The sequence below is a fragment of the Pseudarthrobacter sp. HLT1-3 genome (genome assembly GCF_059383535.1).
The window spans coordinates 26411-45016 of record NZ_JBWZCJ010000004.1 but is presented as its reverse complement, the minus strand read 5'-3'; the positions used below and the strand labels follow the sequence as shown (position 1 = coordinate 45016).

Sequence of the window (18606 nt, the reverse complement as noted above, 5' to 3'; positions counted from 1 at the left end):
GGGGCGGACGGCACCCGGCCAGCTCGGGCCCAAACCACAGCGGGTTCACAGGATGGGCCTAGTCAGCGCATAGTGCCTCGGGGTTCCATGGAGGCATGACTTCTACTCCGCAGCCACCGCACGAGCCGCACCCCAACCACGACCGCGGTCTGGAATTCGACCTGTCCACCCTGATGAGTCGCCGGTCGCTGGGTATGTTCCTGGGTGCCGGCACGGCCGCCGCCCTGGCAGCCTGCACCCCGGGGGGCTCCTCCACCGGGGCCGCGACGTCCACCTCCGCCGCGACCGGGTCGGCGGCGGTATCCGCCGGAACTGCGGCTGCCACGCCCACGCCCTCGTCTTCTGCCTCGCCCACGCTGACGCGAGCGATCGCCGAGTGCGGACTCGAAATACCCCAGGAAACCGCCGGACCCTACCCCGGCGACGGCTCCAACGGCCCGAACGTGCTGGCCGCCTCCGGCGTGGTCCGGCAGGACATCACCTCCAGCTTCGGGACCTCCAGCACCAAGGTCGACGGCGTGCCGCTCACCGTCACTCTGACCCTGCTCGACAACGCCAACGGCTGTGCGCCGCTGGCCGGAGCCGCCGTCTACGCCTGGCACTGCGACAAGGACGGCAAGTACTCCATGTACGACGCCGGACTCAAGAACGAGAACTTCCTCCGCGGCGTCCAGGAGGCCGACACCAATGGCCAGGTCACCTTCCAGACCGTCTTCCCCGGCGCCTACAGCGGCCGCTGGCCACACATCCACTTCGAGGTGTTCGAGTCCATGAAAAACGCGACGGCGGCCGGGCAGGTCCTCGCCGTGTCGCAGATCGCGCTCACGGACGCCGCCTGCAAAGAGGTTTACGCCTCTGCCGGCTACGAATCCAGCGCCCGGAATTTCCCGCGGACCACGCTGAAGTCGGACAACGTCTTCGGCAATGACGGCGGCATCTACCAGCTCGCCACCATGACCGGCTCCGTGCCCGGCGGGTACACAGCCGGACTCAACGTCACCGTGTAGGGCCAGGGCCCTCCGGCCCCACGCCGCGGCGCTAGACTCGAAGCCATGCCTTCAGAGTCCAGCGCCGCAGCCCACATCCAGGACCTCGGTGCGTACGTCACCGCGTCGCCGTCGAGCTTCCATGCCGTGCACGAGGCGGCCCGCCGGCTCGACCAGGCCGGATTCAGCGCGCTCGACGAACTGCAGCCATGGAACGGGGCCGCCGGCACCGGCAAGTGCTACGTGGTCCGCGACGGCGCGATCATCGCCTGGGTGACACCGGGGACGGCCGGCCCTACCACCGGGTTCAACATCCTGGGCGCGCACACAGATTCGCCGTCGTTCAAGCTCAAGCCCAAACCCACCACGGGCAAGTTCGGCTGGCTGCAGGCCGGCGTGGAGGTCTACGGCGGCCCGCTGCTCAACTCGTGGCTGGACCGGGAACTGCAGCTCGCCGGACGCCTGGTGATGCGGGACGGCACCCAGCACCTCACCGCTACCGGGCCGCTGCTGCGGTTCCCGCAGCTGGCCATCCACCTGGACCGGGCGGTGAACGAGGGACTGGCCCTGGACAAGCAGCAGCACATGAACCCGGTGTACGGACTCGGTGACCCGGCCGGCGAAGACCTGCTGGGCCTGCTGGCGGACCGGGTTGCCGGCGCGGACGTGGACGCTGGCCTGATCGGCGGCTACGACGTTGTCATTGCGGACACCCAGCCGCCGGCTGTGTTCGGCGCGAAGCGTGAGTTCTTCGCCTCCGGTCGGCTCGACAACCTGTCGGCAACCCACGCAGGGCTCACCGCGCTGATCGCGCACGCCGCCGCGCCGCTTCCGGCCGGATCGCCGATTGCCGTGCTGGCCGCGTTCGACCACGAGGAGATCGGCTCCGCCTCGCGGTCCGGTGCCAGCGGACCGATTCTCGAGGACGTGCTGGTGCGGATCTCTGACGGGCTCGGAGCCTCGGCGAGCCAGCGGCGGCAGGCTTTCGCGGCGTCGTTCTGTGTGTCCGCCGACGCCGGGCACGCCGTCCACCCCAACTACGCCGAACGCCACGATCCGGCGAACCGGCCGGCCCTGAACGGCGGCCCGCTGCTGAAGATCAACGCCAACCAGCGCTACGCCACCGACGCCACCGGCGCGGCCCGGTGGGCCCGGCTGTGCTCCGACGCCGGCATCCCGTACCAGGAATTCGTCTCCAACAACGTGATGCCCTGCGGCTCCACGATCGGGCCGCTGACCGCCACCCGCCTCGGCATCCGTACGGTCGACGTCGGCGTGCCCCTGCTCTCGATGCACTCAGCCCGGGAACTCTGCGGCGTCGAGGACCCCTACCGGCTCGCGAAGGTGACCGAACGGTTCTTCCGGAACGCTGCGTAACAGCAATGCCTGCGGAGGCGCAGATCGCCGTCACGTCTCTCCGAAGCATGCGATGCGAAGCTTCGTTGAGACAAGTCCCAAGTGCGCGGGAACGAGACCATTGCCTCGGCGAGTTCATCCTGATTGTTCTGGCCCTCTAACCGAACGGCCTTCCGGCTGTTCACGGGCACCGCCGACCTCGCTCACAATGACCGCTACTGTCGCGACCAGTGCCTCCATCGAAGGAAGTGCCCACACTTCGAAGACAAATCGAACACGAGCCATCGGGGCCGCGCGGAATCCATTTGACTCTCGTCCCGTCCGCAAAGACAGAAAGCCACTGCAGCGGCCTGCGGGCGCTTCACCTCGATGCGGTGGCGCTGTTCGTCCTCAGCTAGGCGAAACAAGTCTCATGACTATGGCGACAGTGCCGGCGGTTTAGGATCTCGTGGGTCAGATTTTAGAAGGATACCCTGTAGGTGTGGTGCGAAAACTCATGGTCAAAGGTGTCACTGAAGGTGTGGTCGGTTATATTGAGAGTCCGATCTTCACCGATAACTTCTACTGCCGTTCCATTTATCTCCGGTGGGAGAATAAAGCTCTTGAGCCCGGGGGTCTGTTGCAACCCGAGTCCCGCGAAGATATAGGCAGAACCGCCATAGGCTTTTAACATTGTGTCCGTCGTGTCGTTAAACTTGAACCGATACGTCTGGGTGTTCAATATAGGCGCCAGGGACTGGATTTCGGCGTTGACTTCTTTGATCCGGCTTAGTCTGGCCCCGTCACACTCGACAAGAGAATAGAACCCACAAATCGCACCATTGTTGTGCTGAAAGTAGGCTATTCCCCGTGCCTCATGGATGATGGCGGACCAGGCGGCACCCTCGATTTGGTCCGGCGTAATCGTCAGCGAGCCAGCGTCATTGAGTAAGGGCATCGCGGTCTCTACGAACACCCAATTGGGGTGGATACCCGCGGGATCCTGATACGCGCGCATCCGATCCGTCAACCAGCCATAGGAACCGGAAGAGGCCGGATTGGCACCGGCTGGCCAATGCGGGGAATGGGTCACCTGGCTATCAACAAACGGGCTGGTGTAGGCGTATTTGTCCACGCTTGCCACATCTACAATTTTCATGAATTCGGCCATGGCTCCTTGTGCCCAGTAGGTGTCCAAGATTCCGTTTGAGTAGTTCGCCATTGTGAAGCGGCCATCGCTAAAGGAGTGAACGCGGTCCACTTTGGCAATTTGATCAGCGAGGTTCTCTGCTGGGTTCGACCCAGTGCAGCCGATGCCCATGTCGCATTCATCGGATATAAACCAGCCAACAGCATGTCGGTCCTGGCCGACTTCTGATTGTGTCCACTCGTCCTGCGGCATCACGAACAGGCCTTGACCGGTGATGACTGAAAGAGAGGAGCCGTCATGTTCTACACCCATGTATGTGTTGACTCCCAAGGATTTCAGCGCCGCTGCGTGTTCCGGCTTGCCCATGAAGACTGAAATGGGAAAGAAATTGGGTTCGTCCCAGCCGGCATCGTTGGACTTCGGGAACTGGCTCCAGTACAGCGGGCCGCCCTCCCAAGGAATTCTGGGAAGTCGAGACAGCGGATCTACCTGAGTGACCACTACCTTGGCGTCCTTGCTTGCAGAATTTTGGAAGGTGCCGGGCCGAAAGCCGAAGAGTGTGCCGGCGGCGATGATGGCGACTACGAGTGCCACTGCCGGTGCAGTCCCGGAATTCGGAACCCTTGACCTGGGCTGTACTTTCCACAGTCGGACTTTAGGGATTCTGAGCATTTGAGGTTCCCCTAGTTTCGTCGGGGTTTGTTTCTAATTGTCGACCCAGCGATGAGAAAAGATCAGGATTCTCCTCCGGGCTGGTGATCGGGCTTGCAGCGGCCGCACGAACCAAACGGGCGAGGGTCAGGGCGCTTCCCTGATGACTGAACGAAGTTTCCACTCGACGACGGCCAGCGGCGCTGAGCCTAAGGCACAAACCCGGCTGGTGCATGACATTCACTAGTGCCACGGCCAGCAGGTCGGGCCGTCCCGGCGGTACGAGAATGCCGCTGATCCCGTCATCCACCAGTTCGGGGACGCCGCCGGAGTCGGTTGTAACGACAGGCACCCCCATTGACATGGCCTCCATAATGGCGACTCCGAGAGGCTCCGCGTGGCTCGCCAGGGCGAATACGTGTGCACGATTAAGTTCGATTCGGACGGTCGTCGCTGGTGCTGCTCCCAGCAGTCGGACCCGAGACTCGAGGCCAAACGCCACGATCATCCGCTCAAGTTCGCGACGGTAACCCAGCCCACCGTGTTCGTCCTCGCCGGCAACCGATAGCTGAACATCCAGGCCGTCCTTGACCATCCTATGCACGGCGAGTAGAAGGACATCATGGCCTTTACTGGGATTTAGGCGACCGCAGGCGAAGATTCTGAACGGACCATGGCCGGACCACGGCTCATATGTTCCTTGCCGGGCGAATTCCTGTGCGTCGACTCCCATTGGTGACACTTCGAGGTCCCGGGGGAGGACGCTTCCCAGAGCTGCCTCGACGTCGCGCTTTAGGGCTTCCGTGATAACGATGCCGAAGGACGATCGGCTCCACTTCAGAACTTGGCTGTGCCCATAGTCGCTCAGCGGACCGTGAAGCGTCAGGCTGTACGGCAACCCCGTCAGTAGATGCGCATACATGGCAATGTAAGCGGAATTGCCGCAGGAATGAACGTGCACATGCTGCCATAGATTGCGTCTGGCCAATCCGGCCAGCCTGGCCCCCATCACCACCCACGCCAACTGGCCGATGCCGGCGCGGAGCCGGGCTGAATGACCTCCAAATGGCGCCTCCTCTTGGGCAGCGATACGGACGGTCCGGGTCAATTCGGAGAACGCCCCGAACCGCGTCCTACCGAATCCGCCCATGGTCGTCCGGAATGCGTCACCCGAAAATTCTCCCAAATAGGTCGTGATCCCCCGTGCCATCGCCGCCCACTCCTGTGCCGCCAATTGAGACCCAGGTTTCCGGGTGGACACCACATCCGGTGAAATGTGAAGCTGGCGCAGCACCGTTAGTTCCCGCCAAAAAAAGCTGTGTGTGTTCCCCGGAAACTCAGGTACAAGGTAGCCGAGCCGAAATTCGTGGTCGGCGATCCTCTTGGTCACCTCGCCAGCTCCGACATCCTCTGGTCTTCTCCTGAACTGTCCTCCGGCGTCCCGAGCGCTTCATGGGAAGGGTCCGGGTGGCGATGTCCAACCGATGGCTCTATTTGGTTCGACGTGTCCTTGGCTGCAGGTGCCCTATGCCTGATTCTGCTCTTCGGTTCCGCCTCAATTATGGAGACGTCTCCGAGCTCGGACTTGCGACGGGTGCGGGAAACCGACACCGAGCGGGCGACGGACACGGCGCCGAACATTAGCACTACTCCCGCAAGGAATACGGCAATCAGCGACCGCAGCCTGCTAGAGAATTGCTCCGTAGCCTTATCGGGAGGGGCGACCACCATGGAGGAGAACAGATAGGCGTCGTCCGCGCCGTTGACCTTCTGCCCTTCGTAGAGATACTGCTCGAGAGTGCTTCCGAGAGCCCGGGTGGTGGCGAAGGATTTCTCAGGTGTTTCAGCAATCCCGGTGATGTCGACAAGGAATCCGTTGATGCCCCCAACGCCGCGGCTGACGGTGTATTCCGGGCTTAATCCCTGTTCACTTAGTTTGTCGGCCATCGAACTGTCGTTCAGTCGGGTCAGAAGTACCTGAACAATCAATGATGGGTCTGAAGAACGTAGATATGGATTCTTACCGTTCAACTTCCCGAGTTCTGGGTTATTGAGCAGATCCTGCTGAGTTGGTATGTCCGGATTGATCATGGCGTACGTTGCAGAAGTCTCATATGATCGGGGGGCGAACTGAAATACGTAAAGCCCTGAAGACAACGTCAGAAGAAGAATCGGGATGGAAACCACTCGGTACTCCCAGAGTGTTTTCAAGACTGCTAAAGGGTCCACGTACTTCCTCCTGGTGATTTATGACTCGAAGCCATTGGATTGCGGAGTTGAGTTTGTACTCCGCAGCCAAGGTCCTGAACCGCTCTCTGCTTTTGCCATGATCCAAACGGCTCCACCGAGTCCGATCAGGACGGGATATATAAGGGCAAAAACTGGGAAAGACAAAGAATCGAATGTTAGGGAACAAATCCCGGCAACGAGGCCACCAGCACCAACAGCCCCTGCCAGCGACCTCAACTGAGGATCGCGGGACGACCGAGCAGCCAGCACGCTTGTCACGCCCGGGACGATCAGATAGATCACAACCGCAAAGAGCCCGATGAGGCCGAGGGTTACAGCCGCATTTAAGTACTCGTTATCAAGAATGTGGATTGCACTATCAGGCTCGTAGTTACCTGGGCCCGCGCCGAGGAACGGGCGCTCGGCCACCATCGCTTCCACTCGGGGGTAGTTGTTCGTCCGTGTAGAAATTGATGGGTCCGAGCCTGAGGAAGTCACCGTCTCGGTTAGCGTGCTTACCAGTCCAGGAACAACCAAAAAAAGGCCGGCAAGGGCAATCGGCGATGCGATTAATGCCCAAACGCGCGGAACGGACGGGAGGAATGGTATGAACACGGCAATCCCGACCACAAGGCCAAGCACACCGGAACGCGAGACGGTTGTTGCGATGGCCAATATCAAGAGGGTGGTGCCCAGCAACCTAAGACCGATCCAGCGCCCTTTATCATAGATCACACGCCAAATCGACAGCGGCAGTAGCATGGCGGACACGACGGCGAGTTCTATCGAATGGAAGGAGCTTCCGGCAACGCGCAACAGCGCACCCCTCGATTGGAACGGTGTATCCCCTCCGTTGTACGTGAAACCGGGCATTGCGTACTGGAACCATTCCATGGGGTTTATCCGGAAAACGAACTGGACCAGTGCGACCAGGCAACAGAAAAACGCTCCTGCCAGAATTGCTCGCACCAATACCATGGCGTCGGAAAGAGTCCGGATCACTTCGCCAGTTACCAGCACGATGCCCGCACTGGCCATCAATAGGATCAACCATCGATCTGCAGAGGCACGCGCAATTTCTGTACTTCCTCCGGTGATTCCCGCATACAGGGCCGCGTATGAGGCGCAAGTTGCAATGAACAATGCCGCCAGCGCCACGCGTCCGGGGTGCCGTACGTTGATCGGATTGTGGAGCCCAAAAAGGACCGAGCAAATCCACAGAACGAAGATGAGCGCGGCCAGAATCATTGGCACAGTGCCAGCCGCACCAATGGGCCTGAACACCATGGACGACGGAAAAAAGAAGATGCAAAATGCCATAGCGCGGAGAAGAAAAGGAACCTTTCGACCTTTCATCACGTCGACCTCAGGCTCCGCCCCCGAGGTGGACACGCCTGCCACACGCTGACGTCCGGTCGTGGGTAACCGTGCCTGCGACGTCCGATGTCGGCTCATGGGACCGTCTCTGTTCCAGGGGGGAGAGCAAACTCGACCACAGGAGCGCCGCAAACCCGTTCGATTGCCTGAGAAACGAGAACTGACGGTAGGCGCCACGACCGCCGAACAGATTGAGCCAGATGCCGGGCCCTGTCTTCGATGTCCGGCGACGAAACGGCAGCCGAAAGTCCACGGGCGATCGCCTGGGGCGTGGCCGACATCCAACTGGTTTCAGGAGCGGACAGATCGGCTCTGGGGAACGGATGGTCGTTCATGACAGGCACGTTGCCGGCGGCCATCAGTTCTTCGGCAACGAGGGAAATATTGGTGAACGAGAGGGCCACACTGGCAATAGTCCGGTTGTACAAAGCATTGAGGTCGGACGGGCTCAACGATCCGTGATTCGTAACGGGAATGTTCCAGTCAGTCACCGCATCTCCGTAGATATGAATCTCGTGTTCTGGGTGCTCGTGATGAAATATCTCTAACGCCAGCTTTGCCAGCAGATATCCACGGCGGTCCACGCTTCGCTTCGCATAGAAAACAATGCCGGAGCGCGGTGCCGAGGCTGCATCGCGGCGGAGAAGCCTGTAGGTGCTGGTGTCGCATCCGAAGGGAACCGTTGCATCTGCATTGATGCCCAGTTCCTCCCGCAGCCTGGATGCGACCATCTCGCCCAAGGCTATGTTGGTAAAACCGAACCTATACGTGTCCTCGGCCAAGGCGTACAGGGCACCGCGGGGGTAGAAATACGGTTCATAATCCTGAATGAAGTAGAAGCAGTTGGCTGTGGAGGGGGCCCTGCTCGCTACCACGTGTGCGGTGCCCCAGGAGCTGGCAACCAGAGCGTGCATGCTACTTATCTCTCCCGTCGCGCTTCGGATTCCTGCCCTGATTTTGGGCCAATATTGCCGGATTACCGACTCGTGATGGGCAACATCATCCGAGTTCCGGTCATAGAGAAGCAGGGTGCATTCGTGACCGCGTTGCTCCGCCGCTTCGACCATGCGAAAGAGTGTGGTGTGGCCACCGGAGCCGGGCCCCGGTGGGGAGCAGACCCAACCGATCCGAAGTGTGGCATCGGGAGCCCGGAATGGGCGAGGGGAGCGCATCACGCTGGACTCAACAAGGTCCTCGACTCGTACGGGCAGCTCCGCACCCATGAAATCGAAGCGCTGGTCCATCTGATGCGCTAAACGGCGCAAGACCGCCTTGGCGAAACCCGACGGACTCCTTCCCTGAACGATCCGCCAAAGGTGGGCAGCGGAACGATGTGACGGTGTCAAGACATACCTCTAGGGGCGCTGATACGGTCCGCCGTCAAATGATCTTCGAAGTCCGCAAGTGCCTGCATACGATGCTCTTGAGTAATACCCGACTTGGCTGAAATCATCACGGACAACGCATCCGGTGGGCCTCCCCGGAGCATATGGGAGATCTCCACCCCGTCTAAGGGCACTTCATCCGAGTAGTTGATGCTCCTCATTCGTGACGTGACAGCCCGCGGGCCGCCATGCACTTCGTCCACGAATGTGCCGTAGAGCATCATCTCCGAGAAGTGGAGTTGGGAGCCGATTGCGGTCTGCCAGGACCGGCCGCTAACGTCTTCGACACGTTTTAGCATGGCCCGGACTATTTCTGGATCCCAGACGCATGGCCAGCAGATGTAGTCTGTCAAGTTCCCGCTCTCAGGGGGCGCTAGCCCCAACAGCGCCCGAGCTGATTCGAGCCATAGGCGGTGCCGGGGTAGTCCGGAATGGATTGCTCCCGGGTTGCGGTACATTACCAACTCGCCGTCCTGCCGGAAAGCTTCAATGTCAGTCGGTGCGACCATCACCATGTCGGAGTCGACAAGAAGCACGGCGTCAGCATTTAGCGTGGCGGATGCGGACAACTTAATGAGTTGCTGGGCTATCCAGCCCCTGACAGGCACCCAAGGACGCGAACGGTTGATCCACATATTGAGGCCGGGGGTTTTCCACATCGAATCGGAGAGGAATTCACCAGTTTCGTGGACCTCGGTCCTGCTGTTCAAAAGCATTCGGAACACGGGAGAGTCCTGCTTTGGAACGACAATGTGATGGACGACGTTTTCTGGCATCCAGCGGAGAACCGAGCGATTGAGTTCCCGACACAGTTCGGCGTCCGGGGCATAGCTGGGTGTCAGGACGGCGAGTTCTGGGCTAGATTCCATGGCTGCTCCGATGCTCACGGCGAAAGCGCCTGACGGCAGTAGGGCAGATGGGTGACCGGACGGCAAGTTGCTGAATGCGTGCCGCCCCGCTGTCCCGGCCAAACATATCCATCGTGCCCCCAAATCAGTCGCCAAAAGAAGCCATTTGAGCCAGGGTTCCCAGACATCGGCTGGAAAATAGTCAGTTTCCACCCGACTTATGCTCGTCATCCCGATACTCTCGGGGTAGGAGCGAACCCTGACTAGATGGCCGTGCTTTTGCAAATATAGCCGCGGGGTCTCCCGGGGGAATAGGCCGCACGGATAGTCGAGTAGGGCATCGCGTGAAGTCGAGTAGTTTTCGTCCCAGGTACTCGTTTTCCGGGCCGAAAACCCCCGGAATCCGGTCGCCGGCGCGCCAGAAGGGCTGCGGGAACCACAGCTGTCAGAAGGCCAGGCTGACCACCAGGCTGATCGTGGTGGCCAGAATGACGGTGCCAAAGAGGTACGACAACAGGCTGTGCTTGAGCGCCTCGGCCCGGATGCCGTGGTTCTGCAGGGCGGTGTCCGAGACCTGGTAGGTCATGCCGAGGCTCGTGGCAAGGTAGGCGAAGTCGGTGTACTGCGGGGGGTCGTCCTGGTTGAAATCGATACCGCCAACTGCGGAGCCGGCCTTGCCGCCCGTGCTGTAGTACAGCTCGGCGTACCGCAGGGTGAACAGCGTCTGCACCAGCAGCCAGGACAGGGCCACGGAAGCGAGCGCCAGCAGGCCGCCGCCGAACCGGGACCCGCCGTCGTTGGCATGGGAATCAACGACGACGGCGGCCACCGCGCCGAGGCTGGCGACGTTGGCCGCCAGGATCAGCAGGTCGGTGATGCTGCGCGAAGGGTCCTCTGCGGTGGCATGCGCCCGGGTCTCGGCCGGGTCGAAGCGGCCGATCGCCAGCCAGACCCAGACAACGTAGGTCAACGAGGCGCTGCCCCAGCCGACCGCGGGAGCCTCCACCCAGTGCCCGGCCAGGCCGGCCGACGTGGCCGCTAGGACCCCGGCGAGGAGCATAACCGCGAAGCGCAGCCGGCTGCGCCGGATCGGCCGGGCGTTGTCGCGGAGCGGGGAGCCGGTGGTCATGCCCCGATTCTGGCACAGGGTTGTCCACATGGAGGCCGGCTTTGCTTCCGGGGCCGTGCCGGCCTCCGCTACGCTGGAACGGCGTGGAATCGCTGAATCCGCCCATATGCACTAAGCTATTGAAGTCTGTGCTGCGCCCTGCCCCCGTTCCTGGGGGTGAAGCGGGCACATGGCACCGCAAATGAACCTCCTGTTACGGAAATGCCGTAACCGCTTAGCCCAAAGGAGGTGGGTTCACATATGCGTCCTTACGAATTGATGGTAATCATCGACCCCGAGGTCGAAGAGCGTACCGTTGAGCCAACGCTTCAGAAGTTCCTGAACGTCATCACGACCGATGGTGGAACCATCGAAAAGGTTGACATCTGGGGCCGTCGTCGCCTGGCTTACGAAATCCAGAAGAAGACCGAAGGTATCTACGCCGTGGTGAACTTCACCGCCGAGCCGGCTACCGCCAAAGAACTTGATCGCCAGCTGAGCCTCAATGAGACCATCATGCGCACCAAGATCACTCGCCCCGAAGTGCAGAAGGTCGTCGCTGAGTAATCTCAGCTCCCGATTTTCATTCTTCACCCCGCAGGAACGAACAAGGAGGCAGTAGATGGCAGGCGAAACCACTATTACGGTCATCGGTAATCTCACCAGTGACCCCGAACTGAGGTTTACACCGTCAGGTTCGGCAGTAGCGAATTTCACCATCGCTTCTACTCCCCGCACCTTCGACCGCCAGTCCAATGAGTGGAAGGACGGGGAAACCCTGTTCCTCCGCGCGTCGGTATGGCGTGAAGCAGCCGAGAACGTCGCCGAATCCCTGACCAAGGGCATGCGCGTGATCGTTTCCGGCCGGCTGAAGAGCCGTTCCTACGAAACCAAGGAAGGCGAGAAGCGCACCGTTATCGAGCTTGAGGTCGATGAAATCGGCCCCAGCCTGCGCTACGCCAACGCCAAGGTCAACCGCACCCAGCGCTCCGGCGGTGGGGGTGCCGGCAACGGTGCCCAGGGTGGCTTCGGCGCCGGCGGCAACAGCGGTGGCGGCTTCGGTGGCGGCTCTGGTGGAAACCAGGGCGGCAACTCCGGCGGAACCTGGGGCGGCAACCAGCAGCCCGCACAGCAGCAGGATGACCCCTGGGCCACGCCCGGTGTCAGCAATGCAGGCGGCGGCTGGGGCAACGGCCCGGATTCCGAACCTCCCTTCTAAACAACATCTAAGGTTCGACGACGGAACCCGCCGGAACGCCGCAAGGCGGACGGGCGCTCACCGGCGTCGGATCACCACCATCCCGTGGATCAATATCCACGGGCTCCATCGAATAGGAGCTCCACGATGGCTAAGGCTGAACTCCGTAAGCCCAAACCAAAGTCCAACCCCTTGAAGGCCGCTGACATCACTGTCATCGACTACAAGGACGTAGCATTGCTGCGCAAGTTCATCTCCGACCGCGGAAAGATCCGCGCCCGTCGCGTCACCGGCGTCACGGTGCAGGAACAGCGCAAGATCGCACAGGCAATCAAGAACGCCCGCGAAGTTGCTCTGCTGCCTTACTCCGGCGCTGGCCGCGGCTAAGGAAGGGATTAACTAACATGGCAAAGCTCATACTGACCCACGAAGTAACCGGTCTCGGTGCTGCAGGCGATGTTGTCGAGGTCAAGGACGGTTACGCACGTAACTACCTGCTGCCCCGCAACTTCGCCCTGACCTGGTCCAAGGGTGGCGAGAAGCAGGTTGAGTCCATCAAGACTGCCCGCGCCGCCCGCGAGCACGCTTCCCTGGAAGACGCTCAGAAGCAGGCCGCTGCACTCTCCGCCAAGCCGGTCAAGCTCGTTGTCAAGGCTGGCGAGACCGGACGCCTCTTCGGCACCGTCAAGCAGGGCGACGTGGCCGACGCTGTTGAGGCCGCTGGCCTTGGCCGCATCGACAAGCGCAAGGTTGAACTGCCGACGCACATCAAGTCGGTTGGTTCCTACCAGGCAAACGTCCGTCTCCACGCCGACGTTGCCGCTGTGATCGAACTCGACGTAGTCGCAGGCAAGTAGCCTTCACCGGCTCTGCAATCCTGAACTGCTGGAAGGCCCCCGCCTCCGGATTCCCCCTGGGAACCGGACGCGGGGGCCTTTTGCTTTACCCCCACACCCCAACGCGGGGTCACCTACGGCCCATGTCGGTGCCCGGGATGGGCCGCAAGAGACCCCGCGTTGCCGGGGGAGCTTGCGGGGGGCCTAGGGCTGGTGCAGCACCGTGGTCACGTGCCGGTAGCCGTTCCGGACCAGCTCGGCCAGGACCGCCTCATCGACGTCGTCGAGCTTGTTGACGTAGAGACACCCCGCACCCGTCCTGTGCTTCCCCAGCCGGCCCAGCAGGTCTGCCGACTCGGGACCGTACGTCAGGCCGTAGAGGGACAGGCTCGCCTTCCTGGGGGAGAAGCCGACGGCGGGGGCGTCCCCCTCGCGGCCGGTTTCGTACTTGTAGTGGTAACAGCCGAACCCCACAATCGTTGGGCCCCACATCTCCGCCGGCCGGCCCGTGATCGCCGACATCAGTTCCAGCAGCCGGAAGCCATCCTCCCGCCGGACGGGATGCTCGACGGCGGCCAGGAAGGCCTCGACGGACGCGCCGGTGGACTGGGTCTTGTTTTGGGATTTGTTCGCAGCCATCCCGGAAGTGTCGCAGTTCGCCGGCGGGAATAAAAGCGGCACGCCACACCTTGTGCAGGTAGATGCAAACGCATGTACCGGCGTTTGTGCCCACGAAACAACCAGAGGAGCATCACCGTGGAATCCCGCCGCATCACCGTTCTTTCCGCCGGACTGGGCGTCCCCTCCTCCAGCCGCCTGCTTGCGGACCAGCTGGCCGCCTCCGCGGAACGTCAACTGGCTGCTGCCGGCTACGCCGCCGACGTTCAGGTGGTGGAACTGCGCGACCTCGCCGTGGACATTGCGAACAACTTCGTGACCGGCTATGCGGCACCCAAGCTGGCCGAGGTGATCGCCGGAGTCGAAGCCTCGGACGGCATTATCGCCGTCAGCCCTGTCTTCAGCGCTTCCTACAGCGGGCTCTTCAAGTCCTTCATCGACGTCCTCGACCCGAAGTCGCTCGAGGGCAAGGCCGTCCTGCTTGGCGCCACCGCCGGCACGGACCGGCACCAGATGGTCCTGGACTTCGCCATGCGGCCGCTGTTCACCTACCTCCGGACCCGGACCGCCAACACGGCCGTCTTCGCCGGCCCGCAGGACTGGGGCAACAACGACGACGGCGGCGGCTCACCCCTGTCGGCGCGGATCGACAGGGCGGCAGGGGAGTTCATCGCACTGCTGCAGGGCCCGCAGCCTCAGCACAATGCGGCTGCGCTGGAGTCGCTAGCGTTCGAACAACTGCTCGCCGGCATTTCCGTCCGGAACTGACCGGCCCGGCGGGCCGGACTCTGCCCGTAGCAGTGGGGGGCCGTTGCCCGGCGGGCTTTCCGCCCTCCCGGGAGGAGCTCAGTCCTCCAGGAGGGCGATGAATTCGCGCGCCTGCTTGATGGAGATGTCCGAATGGCGGGTCAGGGCCTCAGCGGCGGCTTCCGTGTCGCCGCTTCGGGCTAGGGTGCGGATCCTGCCGTAGATCTCGTCGTTGAGCATATTGCTGCTGACCTCGCGGGTGACATCTCCCTTGCTGGCGATCGCGCGGTAGCGGTAGGGAAAACGCTGCGGAGAGTCGTCGTCGTCCTCACTGGGTGCCTCCTCGGAGGACTCCGGCCGGAAGGGCTGGGGATGGGCGGCCAGGGCGCCCACGGCGTCGCGGGAGGCCCGCAGTCCGTCCCCGGTGGCCTCGAGGTACAGCTTGATGGCAGCCATCGCCTGGCCCTGGGCGATCAGCGCGTAGAGGCGGCGGTGTTGCTCCTGGCTCAGTTTCGCCGCCGCAGCGCGCGCAAGTTCGATCGGGTCTTGGCCCGCCTGGGGGGACGCTTCGGGCCGGGGGCCGCGGCGGCTTAGGGCGCGGACGCCCAGCAGAACGCCGGCGCCAACGAGCGCCAGAATCAAGAGGGGGATAAGCAGGGATTCCATGAAACTACAGCCGATCTACATATTTCTTGGCGGTCAAAAGATCTGAATGGGTGGCCTGGCGCAACAGCTTGATGGCCTGGATCTTCTTGCCATCCCTGGCCAACGACTGGAGTTGCAGCGCGAACTGCGGGTTCAACTGGCCGCCCGGCAGTACGGGTCCCTGGTAGCCGTGCTGCCCGACGGCGGGTGCTGCCCCCGTCTGGGCGCGCAGCGCCTGACGGGCGTGATCGGCCTGCTGCGACTGCTGCTGTTCGTTCTGGCTGGGGCGCGTGGCTGCGTCCACGCGGGCGCGGGCGGCAGTGGCGGCCTGAACCTGGGCGGCGTAGTGGGCCTGCGAACGGACAGCCAGTTCCTGCTGGTAGCGTTCCGCGTCGGACATGCCGAAGTCGCGCGGTTTGAGGGCCGTGACGAACGCCCAGAGGACTCCTGCCAGCATAAGGGCAGGCAGCATGACTAGCAGTACATCGCCCATGTGAAGAGCTTATGCCAGATCACAGTTATCCACAGCACATTCCGCGAATGGCATACAGGACGCCGCAGGACGCGGCTGTCCCGGGGATCACTGTGAAAAGCATCACCAAATGCGCATGTTTTGGGCCAGCTGTGCCGCCGCTATCCCCAGCCGGAGCCCGTCGGCTGTGGATGAACCGGAACAGAAATTCTTTTGCGTCCACAAGGTGAACCCAGTGTTTGCGCAGGTCAGCTCACGATTGGGGGCTAAAGAAATTCTTTATCCACAGCTGTTCCCACAGGCTGTGCACAAGCACGGGCTAGTAGTGCACAGCTTATCCACAGGGCGACACGGGGCCGGGTTGGTGCCCGCCGCATCGGCGGCTAACGTTGCTGGATATCGAGCCGTGGTTACGGAACCGCTGCCGCTGCTGCTCCACGCATTTTCCCCTCATCCTGGGCCCTGCAACGGCCGGGACCGGGCTGCGGATAAGGGCGTGCGGAGTGGCAACAGAAGTGTCGCAGCTGGCTGATAGTACTTAACTCGTCGGACCTGCGCCGGCGTCGACGCCACCGGGCAGCAGCCCGCGGAGACGCCGCCGGCGCACGGACGTCCGCCGCGGCACACAATGGAGGACGGCAGTTTTGTCAGTAACGCATCTGGACTCAGTCGAGGGGACTCGAGGAGCCGAAGGCAGCCGCAAGCCGCCGCAAGACATTCCCGCCGAGCAGTCTGTCCTGGGCGGCATGATGCTGTCCAAAGACGCCATCGCCGACGTCGTCGAGATCCTTCGGGGAGTGGACTTCTACCGCCCCGCCCACGAGACAATCTACGAAGCCATTATCGACCTTTACGGCCGGGGCGAACCTGCCGACGCCGTTACCGTCTCGGACGAACTGACCAAGCGTGGCGAGATCAACCGGATCGGTGGCCCCGCCTACCTCCACGAGCTCATCCAGACGGTTCCCACGGCTGCCAACGCCGGCTACTACGCCGAAATCGTGGGCGAACGCGCGGTGTTGCGCCGCCTGGTCAACGCCGGCACCAAGATCGTCCAGCTCGGCTACGGCCAGGATGGCGAGGTCGAAGACCTGGTCAACCAGGCGCAGGCCGAGATCTACGCCGTCGCGGAGCGCCGCACCGCGGAGGACTACGTTGTCCTCAAGGATGTCATGGAGTCCACGGTGGACGAGATCGAAGCGTCCGGGCACCGCGAGGAGGGAATGACAGGCGTTCCCACCGGCTTCTACGAACTCGACGAGCTCACGAATGGCCTGCACCCCGGCCAGATGATCGTCATCGCGGCCCGCCCGGCCGTTGGTAAATCCACTTTTGCCTTGGACTTCGCCCGCTCCGCCGCGATCAAGAACAACCTCGCCACCGTGATGTTCTCGCTGGAAATGGGCCGGAACGAGATCGCCATGCGACTGCTGTCCGCGGAGGCCACGATCGGCCTCCAGGACCTGCGCAAAGGCACGATCAAGGACGAGCAGTGGTCCAAGATCGCCACGACGATGGGCCGAATGAATGACGCCCCGCTCTTCATCGACGACAGTCCCAACATGTCGCTGATGGAAATCCGGGCCAAGTGCCGCCGCCTGAAACAGCAGCACGATCTCAAGCTGGTTATCCTCGATTACCTCCAGCTGATGAGCTCCGGCAAGAAAGTGGAGTCCCGCCAGCAGGAAGTCTCCGAGTTCTCCCGAGCGCTCAAGCTGCTGGCCAAGGAGCTGCAGGTCCCGGTCATTGCCCTCTCGCAGCTGAACCGTGGCTCGGAGCAACGCCAGGACAAGCGCCCGATGGTCTCGGACCTGCGTGAATCCGGCTCCATTGAGCAGGACGCCGACATGGTGATCCTGCTGCACCGCGAAGACGTCTACGACAAGGAGTCACCGCGTGCCGGCGAGGCGGACATTCTCATCGCCAAGCACCGTAACGGCCCCACCAAGGACATCGTGGTCGCGTTCCAGGGCCACTACTCGCGGTTCGCCAACATGGCCGCCGACGCCGGTGGCGGCGGCTTCTAACCGCTACTGGCCGCCTGCTCCCAGCAGGTGGTTGGGCAGGCGGTTCCCAGGCGCCCGTCCCCGGATCTCCAGCAGTTCGCGGGCATGCGCGTGCAGCCGCTTGTCCTCCTCCGACGCCGGCACCCACTGCGGAACCGGTACAGATGTTCCGTGCTCGTCGCGGGCCACCATCACAGTCAGGCAATAGGTTGTGAGGTCAAGCTCCCGGCCCTTCGGATCCCCGGAGCGGACATGGACCGCGACGTGCATGCCCTTGGTTCCGGTATAGACCAGCCGGGCCTCCACCTCCACCACGTGGCCAATCAACAGCGGCCGGTAAAAGCGCACGCCGCCGGAAAAAACAGCCACCGTGTCCATGCCGCAGTACCGCGACGCGCAGACGTAGGCCGCTTCGTCGATCCATTTCATCACGATGCCGCCGTGCACCTTGCCGCCCCAGTTCACATCCGTGGGCGCGGCCATAAAGCGGAGCACCACGTTCTCGGCGGTCCCTGCGTCGGTGTATTCCTGTCCGCTCATCGCCTGGACGATATCCTCGCGCACCTTGATCCGGGCCAGGGCGTGATCGCGCTGTTCGATTTCCTCCGGCGTTGCCGGCTCAAAGTGCGGCACCGGGATGGGTTTGCCGTCCTCTCCAACGGCCACGAAAATCACCATGCACTGGCTGCGCATGGTGGCCGGGCCGCCCTTGGGGTCGCCCGAGGACACCACGGTGCGGATGTGCATGGAGGACCTGCCCGTATAGACAATCGTCGCCTCGACGTCGACCATGTCGCCGCTGTTGACCGGGTCCGCGAAGTGGATGTTGCCCACGTACGCGGTCACGCAGTAGGACTTCGCCCAGCCGACCGCCGCGGCATAGGCGGCCTTGTCGACCCATTCGAGCACCGTGCCGGCGTCGACCGAACCGCTGTGTCCGACATCGGTGGGTGCCGCAAGGAAGCGAAGGGTTACGGTGTTGGCGGCAGGCTCAGTCATGGTGCGAGTTTACTGA

At 62.5% G+C, this 18606-nt stretch carries 19 protein-coding genes; 8 read left to right on the top strand and 11 right to left on the bottom strand.

Translation table 11 applies throughout. The annotated features are described in order from the left end of the window. The first annotated feature begins 95 nt into the window (after positions 1-95). Together AC50X9_RS04885 and AC50X9_RS04880 are read left to right on the top strand one after the other, a co-directional pair. The gene (locus tag AC50X9_RS04885) at positions 96-1007 is read left to right on the top strand and encodes an intradiol ring-cleavage dioxygenase (RefSeq protein ID WP_494890856.1); all 912 of its coding nucleotides are present in this window, start codon (positions 96-98) and stop codon (positions 1005-1007) included. 45 nt (positions 1008-1052) lie between these two features. Beyond that, complete coding sequence (locus AC50X9_RS04880; protein ID WP_494890854.1) at positions 1053-2363, top strand: M18 family aminopeptidase; 1311 nt, start codon at positions 1053-1055, stop codon at positions 2361-2363. A 439-nt stretch (positions 2364-2802) separates the two neighbouring features. Here the strand turns inward: AC50X9_RS04880 and AC50X9_RS04875 are convergent, their stop codons facing one another. From AC50X9_RS04875 to AC50X9_RS04845, 7 genes are all read right to left on the bottom strand, one after another. Continuing rightward, positions 2803-4065 carry a hypothetical protein gene (locus AC50X9_RS04875; protein ID WP_494890852.1) on the bottom strand — a complete coding sequence of 421 codons (1263 nt, stop codon included), beginning with the start codon at positions 4063-4065 and terminating at the stop codon, positions 2803-2805. A gap of 61 nt (positions 4066-4126) precedes the next feature. After that, entirely contained in the window at positions 4127-5512 is a 1386-nt protein-coding gene (gene epsE, locus AC50X9_RS04870) for an exopolysaccharide biosynthesis GT4 family glycosyltransferase EpsE (RefSeq protein WP_494890851.1), read from the bottom strand. Then, on the bottom strand, positions 5509-6309 hold the full coding sequence (locus AC50X9_RS04865) for a chain-length determining protein (RefSeq protein ID WP_494890848.1): 801 nt from the start codon (positions 6307-6309) through the stop codon (positions 5509-5511). The genes epsE and AC50X9_RS04865 overlap by 4 nt, the downstream gene beginning before the upstream one ends. A gap of 60 nt (positions 6310-6369) precedes the next feature. Continuing rightward, the gene (locus AC50X9_RS04860; protein WP_494890844.1) at positions 6370-7671 is read right to left on the bottom strand and encodes an O-antigen ligase family protein; all 1302 of its coding nucleotides are present in this window, start codon (positions 7669-7671) and stop codon (positions 6370-6372) included. A 131-nt stretch (positions 7672-7802) separates the two neighbouring features. After that, positions 7803-8795, bottom strand: a complete 993-nt coding sequence (locus AC50X9_RS04855) for a rhamnosyltransferase WsaF family glycosyltransferase (protein WP_494890840.1) — start codon at positions 8793-8795, stop codon at positions 7803-7805. Between the two features lie 275 nt (positions 8796-9070). Then, the gene (locus AC50X9_RS04850) at positions 9071-10000 is read right to left on the bottom strand and encodes a DUF6492 family protein (RefSeq protein WP_494890838.1); all 930 of its coding nucleotides are present in this window, start codon (positions 9998-10000) and stop codon (positions 9071-9073) included. 406 nt (positions 10001-10406) lie between these two features. Continuing rightward, entirely contained in the window at positions 10407-11090 is a 684-nt protein-coding gene (locus tag AC50X9_RS04845) for a DUF1345 domain-containing protein (RefSeq protein ID WP_494890836.1), read from the bottom strand. 240 nt (positions 11091-11330) lie between these two features. Between AC50X9_RS04845 and rpsF the strand changes: the two genes are divergently transcribed. The 4 genes from rpsF to rplI all read left to right on the top strand — a co-directional run bounded on the left by rpsF (position 11331) and on the right by rplI (position 13124). Continuing rightward, on the top strand, positions 11331-11636 hold the full coding sequence (gene rpsF, locus AC50X9_RS04840) for a 30S ribosomal protein S6 (RefSeq protein ID WP_069950073.1): 306 nt from the start codon (positions 11331-11333) through the stop codon (positions 11634-11636). 55 nt (positions 11637-11691) lie between these two features. After that, positions 11692-12288 carry a single-stranded DNA-binding protein gene (locus tag AC50X9_RS04835; protein ID WP_494890834.1) on the top strand — a complete coding sequence of 199 codons (597 nt, stop codon included), beginning with the start codon at positions 11692-11694 and terminating at the stop codon, positions 12286-12288. Positions 12289-12414: 126 nt separating this feature from the next. Then, the gene (rpsR, locus tag AC50X9_RS04830) at positions 12415-12654 is read left to right on the top strand and encodes a 30S ribosomal protein S18 (protein WP_003800144.1); all 240 of its coding nucleotides are present in this window, start codon (positions 12415-12417) and stop codon (positions 12652-12654) included. A gap of 17 nt (positions 12655-12671) precedes the next feature. Continuing rightward, entirely contained in the window at positions 12672-13124 is a 453-nt protein-coding gene (gene rplI, locus AC50X9_RS04825; RefSeq protein WP_307457021.1) for a 50S ribosomal protein L9, read from the top strand. A gap of 183 nt (positions 13125-13307) precedes the next feature. On the opposite strand, the gene AC50X9_RS04820 is transcribed toward rplI, so the two are convergent. Continuing rightward, a complete protein-coding gene (locus tag AC50X9_RS04820) occupies positions 13308-13742 on the bottom strand; it encodes a DUF1801 domain-containing protein (RefSeq protein ID WP_494890831.1) in 435 nt (144 codons plus the stop codon). Positions 13743-13859: 117 nt separating this feature from the next. Between AC50X9_RS04820 and AC50X9_RS04815 the strand changes: the two genes are divergently transcribed. Then, the gene (locus tag AC50X9_RS04815) at positions 13860-14489 is read left to right on the top strand and encodes an FMN reductase (protein WP_494890829.1); all 630 of its coding nucleotides are present in this window, start codon (positions 13860-13862) and stop codon (positions 14487-14489) included. A 78-nt stretch (positions 14490-14567) separates the two neighbouring features. On the opposite strand, the gene AC50X9_RS04810 is transcribed toward AC50X9_RS04815, so the two are convergent. Continuing rightward, the gene (locus AC50X9_RS04810; protein ID WP_494890827.1) at positions 14568-15134 is read right to left on the bottom strand and encodes a hypothetical protein; all 567 of its coding nucleotides are present in this window, start codon (positions 15132-15134) and stop codon (positions 14568-14570) included. 4 nt (positions 15135-15138) lie between these two features. Then, positions 15139-15606: a hypothetical protein gene (locus AC50X9_RS04805; protein WP_494890825.1), complete on the bottom strand. Its 468-nt coding sequence runs from the start codon at positions 15604-15606 to the stop codon at positions 15139-15141. 623 nt (positions 15607-16229) lie between these two features. Here AC50X9_RS04805 and dnaB point away from each other — a divergent pair. After that, positions 16230-17612: a replicative DNA helicase gene (gene dnaB / locus AC50X9_RS04800; RefSeq protein WP_463873393.1), complete on the top strand. Its 1383-nt coding sequence runs from the start codon at positions 16230-16232 to the stop codon at positions 17610-17612. Between the two features lie 3 nt (positions 17613-17615). On the opposite strand, the gene AC50X9_RS04795 is transcribed toward dnaB, so the two are convergent. Beyond that, positions 17616-18590: an acyl-CoA thioesterase gene (locus AC50X9_RS04795; RefSeq protein ID WP_494890822.1), complete on the bottom strand. Its 975-nt coding sequence runs from the start codon at positions 18588-18590 to the stop codon at positions 17616-17618. Positions 18591-18606: the final 16 nt, after the last annotated feature.

What these genes read in the sequence shown, in the direction of transcription:
- AC50X9_RS04885 (WP_494890856.1), top strand. Translation starts at nt 96, where the DNA reads ATGACTTCTACTCCGCAGCCACCGCACGAGCCGCACCCCAACCACGAC.
- AC50X9_RS04880 (WP_494890854.1), top strand. Translation starts at nt 1,053, where the DNA reads ATGCCTTCAGAGTCCAGCGCCGCAGCCCACATCCAGGACCTCGGTGCG.
- AC50X9_RS04860 (WP_494890844.1), bottom strand. Translation starts at nt 7,671, where the DNA reads ATGGCATTTTGCATCTTCTTTTTTCCGTCGTCCATGGTGTTCAGGCCC.
- AC50X9_RS04855 (WP_494890840.1), bottom strand. Translation starts at nt 8,795, where the DNA reads ATGGTCGAAGCGGCGGAGCAACGCGGTCACGAATGCACCCTGCTTCTC.
- AC50X9_RS04845 (WP_494890836.1), bottom strand. Translation starts at nt 11,090, where the DNA reads ATGACCACCGGCTCCCCGCTCCGCGACAACGCCCGGCCGATCCGGCGC.
- rpsF (WP_069950073.1), top strand. Translation starts at nt 11,331, where the DNA reads ATGCGTCCTTACGAATTGATGGTAATCATCGACCCCGAGGTCGAAGAG.
- AC50X9_RS04835 (WP_494890834.1), top strand. Translation starts at nt 11,692, where the DNA reads ATGGCAGGCGAAACCACTATTACGGTCATCGGTAATCTCACCAGTGAC.
- rpsR (WP_003800144.1), top strand. Translation starts at nt 12,415, where the DNA reads ATGGCTAAGGCTGAACTCCGTAAGCCCAAACCAAAGTCCAACCCCTTG.
- rplI (WP_307457021.1), top strand. Translation starts at nt 12,672, where the DNA reads ATGGCAAAGCTCATACTGACCCACGAAGTAACCGGTCTCGGTGCTGCA.
- AC50X9_RS04820 (WP_494890831.1), bottom strand. Translation starts at nt 13,742, where the DNA reads ATGGCTGCGAACAAATCCCAAAACAAGACCCAGTCCACCGGCGCGTCC.
- AC50X9_RS04810 (WP_494890827.1), bottom strand. Translation starts at nt 15,134, where the DNA reads ATGGAATCCCTGCTTATCCCCCTCTTGATTCTGGCGCTCGTTGGCGCC.
- AC50X9_RS04805 (WP_494890825.1), bottom strand. Translation starts at nt 15,606, where the DNA reads ATGGGCGATGTACTGCTAGTCATGCTGCCTGCCCTTATGCTGGCAGGA.
- AC50X9_RS04795 (WP_494890822.1), bottom strand. Translation starts at nt 18,590, where the DNA reads ATGACTGAGCCTGCCGCCAACACCGTAACCCTTCGCTTCCTTGCGGCA.